Source organism: Rothia sp. CCM 9417, from assembly GCF_048513575.1.
Taxonomy (GTDB): Bacteria; Actinomycetota; Actinomycetes; order Actinomycetales; family Micrococcaceae; genus Rothia.
Genome location: NZ_JBLXXT010000005.1, coordinates 138,082 through 144,862 on the forward strand (window position 1 = coordinate 138,082; position 6,781 = coordinate 144,862).

The 6,781-nt window shown below is 56.5% G+C and carries 5 protein-coding genes, 1 pseudogene and 1 riboswitch; of the genes and pseudogenes, 3 read left to right on the forward strand and 3 right to left on the reverse strand.

Annotated features, from left to right (window positions below; genetic code table 11):
- Window positions 1-71 precede the first annotated feature (71 nt).
- Window positions 72-1,454, reverse strand: coding sequence for a glycine--tRNA ligase (locus ACN082_RS07505; protein WP_419100237.1), 1,383 nt, complete (start codon window positions 1,452-1,454; stop codon window positions 72-74).
- A gap of 142 nt (window positions 1,455-1,596) precedes the next feature.
- Between ACN082_RS07505 and ACN082_RS07510 the strand changes: the two genes are divergently transcribed.
- Window positions 1,597-1,815, forward strand: coding sequence for an RNA-binding S4 domain-containing protein (locus ACN082_RS07510; RefSeq protein ID WP_419100238.1), 219 nt, complete (start codon window positions 1,597-1,599; stop codon window positions 1,813-1,815).
- A gap of 161 nt (window positions 1,816-1,976) precedes the next feature.
- Here ACN082_RS07510 and ACN082_RS07515 read toward each other — a convergent pair whose 3' ends face one another.
- A complete protein-coding gene (locus ACN082_RS07515) occupies window positions 1,977-2,660 on the reverse strand; it encodes an alpha/beta hydrolase (RefSeq protein WP_419100239.1) in 684 nt (227 codons plus the stop codon).
- A 664-nt stretch (window positions 2,661-3,324) separates the two neighbouring features.
- Window positions 3,325-3,749 (reverse strand): annotated as a pseudogene (locus ACN082_RS07520) (PLP-dependent transferase); the annotation flags it as partial.
- A 43-nt stretch (window positions 3,750-3,792) separates the two neighbouring features.
- Window positions 3,793-3,911, reverse strand: a riboswitch (SAM riboswitch).
- A gap of 250 nt (window positions 3,912-4,161) precedes the next feature.
- On the opposite strand from ACN082_RS07520, the gene ACN082_RS07525 reads away from it, so the two are divergent.
- Window positions 4,162-4,434, forward strand: coding sequence for a hypothetical protein (locus tag ACN082_RS07525; protein WP_419100240.1), 273 nt, complete (start codon window positions 4,162-4,164; stop codon window positions 4,432-4,434).
- Between the two features lie 5 nt (window positions 4,435-4,439).
- Window positions 4,440-6,644, forward strand: a complete 2,205-nt coding sequence (locus tag ACN082_RS07530) for an alpha/beta hydrolase (protein ID WP_419100241.1) — start codon at window positions 4,440-4,442, stop codon at window positions 6,642-6,644.
- Window positions 6,645-6,781: the final 137 nt, after the last annotated feature.

The following is a 6,781-nucleotide window of genomic DNA, read 5'->3' on the forward strand; positions in this document are numbered from 1 at the left end:
AAGAGCGGTGACCTGTTTAAGGCTGGTGTTAAGGGTATTGCCAGAAACAGCAAGGTCCCAGAGAACCAGACTTACTTGGTCAGCTTGGCTGCAAGGTAGGCGGTGACCTGGTCCAGGGAGACGCGCTCCTGGGTCATGGTGTCGCGCTCGCGGATAGTGACAGCCTGGTCTTCTAGAGTGTCAAAGTCCACGGTGATGCAGAAAGGTGTGCCGATTTCATCCTGGCGGCGGTAGCGGCGGCCGATTGCACCGGCGTCGTCATAGTCGATGTTCCAGTTGCGGCGTAGCTCATCGGCCAGTTTCTTGGCGGTAGGAACCAGGTCTTCCTTCTTGGACAGGGGCAGGACGGCGGCCTTGACAGGCGCCAGTCGCGGGTCCAGCTTGAGGACGGTGCGCTTGTCTACGCCACCCTTGGTGTTGGGGGCTTCGTCTTCTACATAGGAGTCTACGAGGAAGGCCATCATAGAGCGGGTCAGGCCAAAGGAGGGCTCGATGACGTAGGGGACGTAGCGTTCGCCGGTGCCCTGGTCGAAGTATTCGAGTTTAGCGTTGGAGTGTTCATTGTGGACGCCCAGGTCGTAGTTGGTGCGGTTGGCTACGCCCATGAGTTCGCCCCATTCGCCGCCCTGGAAACCGAAGCGGTATTCGAGGTCCATAGTGCCTGCGGAGTAGTGGGCGCGGTCTTCGGCGGGTACATCGAATTTGCGCATGTTGTCGGGGTTGATGCCGAGGTCTACGAACCAGTTCCAGCAGTCTTCGATCCACTGGTCGTAGTATTTGGGTGCCTCGTCGGGGTGGACGAAGTATTCGATTTCCATCTGTTCGAACTCGCGGGTTCGGAAGATGAAGTTGCCGGGGGTAATTTCGTTGCGGAAGGCTTTACCGATCTGGCCGATACCGAAGGGCGGGCGTTTGCGGGCAGCGGTGACGACGTTGTTGAAGTTGACGAAGATGCCTTGGGCGGTTTCGGGGCGCATGAAGTGCAGGCCCTCTTCGTTGTCAACGGGGCCCAGGTAGGTTTTCATGAGGCCGGAGAAGTTTTGGGGTTCGGTCCACTGCCCCTTGTTGCCGCATTTGGGGCAGGTGATGTCGTCCATGCCGTTTTCGGGCTGGCGGCCCTTCTTCTCAACGAAAGCTTCGATGAGGTGGTCTTGGCGGTGCCGGGAGTGACAGGACAGGCACTCAACTAGGGGGTCGGTGAAGGTGGCGACGTGGCCGGAGGCTTCCCAGACCGCCTTAGGCAGGATGATGGAGGAGTCGAGGCCGACCATGTCTGCGCGGCCGCGGACGAAGGTCTGCCACCACTGCTGGCGGATGTTTTCTTTGAGTTCGGCACCGAGCGGGCCGTAGTCCCATGCGGAGCGGGAGCCGCCGTAGATTTCACCTGCTTGGAAGACGAATCCGCGTCGTTTTGCCAGTGAGATGACGTTATCAAGTTGTGACTTCGGTGCCATGTTTTTTGGTTTCTCCTGTGAGCCTGCGCCACCGGTTGTGGCGTGCTTGGATTGTGGGGGCGGTGCCCGGTTGGGCACACTGCCTTTAAGCCTACCGCACCGCTTGAAGGCGGGGAACCAGCTGGTCGCTAGACTGGAGGCTATGAGTATTGAGTCTGTGTTTATTCGTGATGAGATGATTCGGCTGGGCCAGTTTTTGAAGCTGGCTAACCTGGTGGAGAACGGGGTTCATGCCCGTGAGGTGATCCGGGACGGCCTTGTTAAGGTGAACGGTGATATTTGTGAGCAGCGTGGCCGCCAGTTGCATGCTGGGGATAGGGTAACTCTCAATGGGGTCACGGTGCAGGTGGCGCACGACTAGGTAAGCGTGAACTCAGCACCCTAGCGGCCAAGACCCTTAACGCCAGCCCCGAGCCAGTTGGTCGCTAGGGTGCTGAGCCAAGGGCCTCAGCCTAGGCTTTGGTCTTTTGTGCCCTAGTACCGGCGGGTTGTTTGGCATGATTCAGCGCGCCGGTTTTCTCTTTAGTTCAAGATGTTCTCGCGGATAAAGGTGCTCATGTGCGCTAGTTCGCTGGGGGCAATCCCGTGGCCGATTCCCGCGTAGAGGTAGTCGGTAAGGGCGGTGTGGTCTTTGACCCATTCTTGGGTGAAGCTGATCTTTTCGGCGGTGATGATGGGGTCAGCTTCGTCCCGGCCCCAGAACAGTGGTAGAGGTTGAGCGGTGAGCTCGGCATCTTTGAAGTAGCCCTCTCCCCCGTCGACCACATAGCCGGACAGCCCAATCACAGTGCGCACCAGGTCGGGCCGGTGGCGGGCAATGCTGGTGGCTATGGCCATACCCTGGGAGAAACCAAGCAGGTTGAGGCTGCGGTAGTTGGCGGCAAGGGGTTCTAGCCATTCCAGGACGTAGTCCACGGCCAGTTCGATGGCACGGAACCCTACGGTTTCTAGTTGTTGGTTGAGTGGCCACCACTGGTAGCCCAGGGCGGGTGCGCCAATGAAGGCGTCCTTGGCGTCGGCGGGCAGGGCGTAGCCTACCGGCTGGGGTGCCCGTACTGAGGCGTAGGTGATGCCCTCTTGGGGCAGGTGGTTGACCAGGCCCATGAGGTCTTGTTCGTGGGAGCCGTAGCCGTGCAAGAGGACGACCAGGTGGGTTCCCCGGCGGAAGGGCTCGGCTTTTGAATACTCAGCAACATGCTGACTCATGACACGCTCCTCGGTGAGTCTGTAAGTCCGGCTTATGGGTGAAGCGTAAGCAACCTACCCCGCCAGGCGAATTTTGCCAGCTGCTGCGATTAGCTGTTGAGTTCTAGGGGTAGCTTGCGGAGCTTGCCTCGGTCTTTTCGTACCCAATTTATCACCGGCGGAGCTTACTTTAGGCTACCGCCCACAGGTGCTTTTTGTGGGTTACTGACCCTAGCCTGTCAGCGGCGTCCTGGGCTTCAAGACTGCGGGCAAGGATGCGTTCGAGTTGCTCGTGTTCAATCAGGAACCCGTCGTACCGGCAGGGTGAGTGAATGACCTCAGGCTCAACCGGTTGCGGTAGTGATGCGGCCATAATGTGGGAGTCGGAGGGGAAGAAGAGCCTATCTGAGTCAACGTAGGCAATGGTCCAGTGGCAGGTAGAAAGCGCCAGTGCTCTCAGCAGCCCGCTCCTGTCACGGCCAAGGTCGTGAGAGAGCAGGGCTTCATTGATAGCTAGATAAGAGTTAGCGTCAAACCGTGCGGTCAGTTTCTGGCCGTGGTAGTCCAGATAGTTCTCTACCTGGTAGCGGCCACGGTCAGCCGGTAGGCAGTGGAGAATGTTCTGTTGCTCCTGGGCATCGCGGCCAAAACGAAAGTTTAGTTCGGCGGCGCAGCGGTAGGTGGTGTGGGCGATCCGGCGGGCCAGGGCCAGGGAGTCCACGAACCTCTGGGCGGTAGCGGAATCAGCGTCTTTGAGGGTGAAGTCAACGATGGCACCGGCGCCCTTGGGTAGGTACTTCTGCGCCAGGGTGTAGTAGGGGAGGTTTTTAGGCCGGAGTAAGTCACGGACTCTACTGCCGGGTGCGCCTGCAGGTAGTCTGCCACCTTGCGGGCATTCTCTACGTGGCGTTCGACGCGCAGTGAGAGGGTTTCCAGGCCGATAGCGATGTTGAAGGCGTTGGTGGGTGCGATGGAGGAACCCAGGTCACGCAGCAGAGCCACGCGGGCTTTGAGGATGTAGGAGAGGTTGACCCCAAAGGCACCGTCCTTGCCCAGGTCGCGGGCGTAGACCAGGCCCTGGTAGCCCTGATCGGGCTGGTTGAAGAGGGGTTAAAGGTTCTGATGCCCTCGGGTGAGTTAGTGAGGCACATCGGTCCCGCGCTTGCACACCCGGTTCTCGGTGAGGTGTGCCAGGTCTTCACCCAGGGCACCCCACCGCGAGTGGAGGGTTGCCGGCCAGCTAGCTGGGGCTTAGCGCTGGCTCTCATGACCTGCTTTTAGTTTTCCCTTTCGAACGATCGTTGGTCAAGATGCTGTTTTAAAAAGTCTTCATGTGTCTGTTTATTGCGTAAGTTACGATGGGGGGGCGGGCAGGGTTGCCCGCCGAGGCTCTGATACGGGCTGCCCTGCCCCCACTTTGGGTTACTTATGGGTAACCCCCCGGGGTAAGAAAGGTGACCCAGAAGAATAACTGGCTACAATGTTCACAAGGTATTATTCCCACCCTAGGTTAAGGAGCCTCATGCCCGTACCTGTTCTTGAGTTTGAATACAGCACGCTCCAGACTCTGATTGATACTTTCAAGGCAACTAAGGAGTCTTTTGAGGGCTTTTTGGAAAGCAAGGCTCCTACCCCGGCGAGTGCACACGACCCTGTGGCTGAACATCACGCCGCAGCCCTGGGAGGGCAGGAGAGCTCTTTGCTTTCTGACGCTGCAGAATCTTTCCAGAATGCGCAGGATGGTGCACAGGCAGCATACGATGCCTTTAAGATTGCCGATGGGGCAGAAGGGTAGGTGGCATGATGGGTTCACGTCCATCGGATTGGTCTCCTCTGACAGGTGGCGACCCTTGCCCTGGTGATCCTGATTCTTGGCAAGCGACCATTAACCACTGGTCTACCCGCAAAACCGAGATTGATGCTATTAGAAAAGTTTTAAACCGCGGTAGGTGTATTGACGGTAGGAGTAACCGCATCACCAAAATTGAGCATACCTTTGAGCTGGGCGCCACGATGTGTGAGAAAATCTCCGGTGAGTTTCAGCGGGTTCACGATGTTCTGACTGACTGGCAGAAGAACCTACGAGAGATGCAGGAAAAGGCTGACGCGGCTCTTTCGGTAGCTCGACAGGCCCAAATTCACAAGGAAGAAGCTCAGGATAAACTCCGCTTTTATGAACGCCATTCCCTCACTTCCGCACTGGGGCGGTTGTCCGCTGATCTAAGCGGTTCAATGATTTTTTCTCTTCGCCAGGACGTCTCAGAGGCAAATGCTTGCATTGCTGCCCAGCAGGCTGTGGTTGATGAGATTCGGGGGCAATACACGTCCCGGTCAGCAACCGCCGTTAATGGATACAATATTTCGGGTATTGGTGGCATCTTTGTGGATCGGTCTTCTGGTGCTTCTGGGCTGGCTCCTTTCTCGTCTGCTGATGAGGTTCTTTCTTTCTTCCTGGATTTTGATGCTCAGGCTCTGACTCTTGCTTTCGAAACCGCTGCTGCATCCGATGAGTTTCAGCCTCAGCTATTGGATGCGCTGAGTAAGCTGACACCCCAGCAGATTAATGAGTATTTTGCGGCTCACCCGGAGTTCGCCCGTTTTCCTTTGCAGATGCAGGGTAGCAACATTGATCGTGCGGAGGCTTATAAGGGCTGGTGGGCGCAGTTGGATGAAAACCAGCAAAAGGCTTTCACTGTTGCCGCCCCGGGCATTGTGGGGAATATGGATGGGGTACCGTACACGGTCAGGGATCGGGCTAACCGTAAGTTAGCGAAAACAGTAGCAGAAGACCCGAATACTGATGAAGCCACCAGAGAAGCCCTGGAAAGTCTGCTCGTCGCAGCGACCATGGGAGATGACGGAATCCCCCGGTACGTTACCAGCCTCGACCTCTCCAATATTAAGCCGGAGAATGAGGACGGCTATGACTATAACAATGTGCTGGCTTCGGTTTCCTTGGGCTCGGTTGATGATGCCGATAAGGTAACCGTGGTGGTCCCCGGTATGACCAATAATGTGGCCGGTAGCATGGTTGAACTAACTGGAACAGGCGTTAACATTTACCAGGAACAATATAGAGCAGAACAACTCCATGGCACTAACGACCCCAAGCTTGCTGTTGTTCTCTGGATCGGTTACGAGACTCCCCCTCATCTCGATGAAGAAGGCAGACAGCTTTTGGGTGGCAAGACCTTTACCCAGTCAAAGATGGTGACCGATATCTACCTGGCCGAACAGGGCGGCCAAAACCTAGCCGGTTTTATTGACGGGCTGAATGTTACTAAGTCCACGGCGGTTACCTGTGAAAAAGACGGCCTCTATAGCGATGCGCATATATCGGTGATTGCCCACTCCTACGGTACAACTACTACCGCCGAGGCCATGCAGGTCTCAGAGAGTATGGTTGACAGCATCGTCATGTATGGATCAGCCGGTCTGGGTATTGAGAGCATTTACGATGCCAATTCAGCCGAGGGCTGGAATGTGGGGCGTGATGCCAAGGGCAGACAAAAGATTTTCTTTACCGACTCAATGGAGGACTGGACAGCCCTCGGAGGCTACCTGCCGGGCTGGCTCTTAGATTCATCGCTAATCTCGAAAGAAAACCGTCTGCTCCCCTATGCTGTTGCTGATGCCCAGCGTTTCCAGTCTACTGAGGGTATATCCGCCGATGGTTACTACCTGGAGGATGTTGATATGCACGGCTTCAATGTTGACGGCGACAATCAGGGCTACGCTCATGAGCAGACCTCGAGCCTGGTCTACGGTGCGAGAGCGGCACTGGGCTACACCGAAGACTTGGGTCTGAAGCTCTATAAGCCCTACTACTATGAGGGTGAGGGCGATAGTTTACGGTTAGTTCCAGTTACTGCTGCTGACTGCGATGAGAATGGGCGGGTACGCCCTGAAATTATGCAAAAGGTTAGGAAGGCACAGTCTTCTATGACCGGCGACCAGGTTCTGACCTTTGCCCCTCCCCTGTCTAGAGCCCCCGCCCGGGGCTAGGAAGGAAGCTACAGTCTAATGTATTTTAAATCGTCTCTAGGAAAGGTTCTGGTAATTTCTATGGTCTCGCTCAGTGCTCTGACCGCTTGCGGTGGTGGCAACACCCAACCCAACCCCACCACAAACCCCACAGCCAA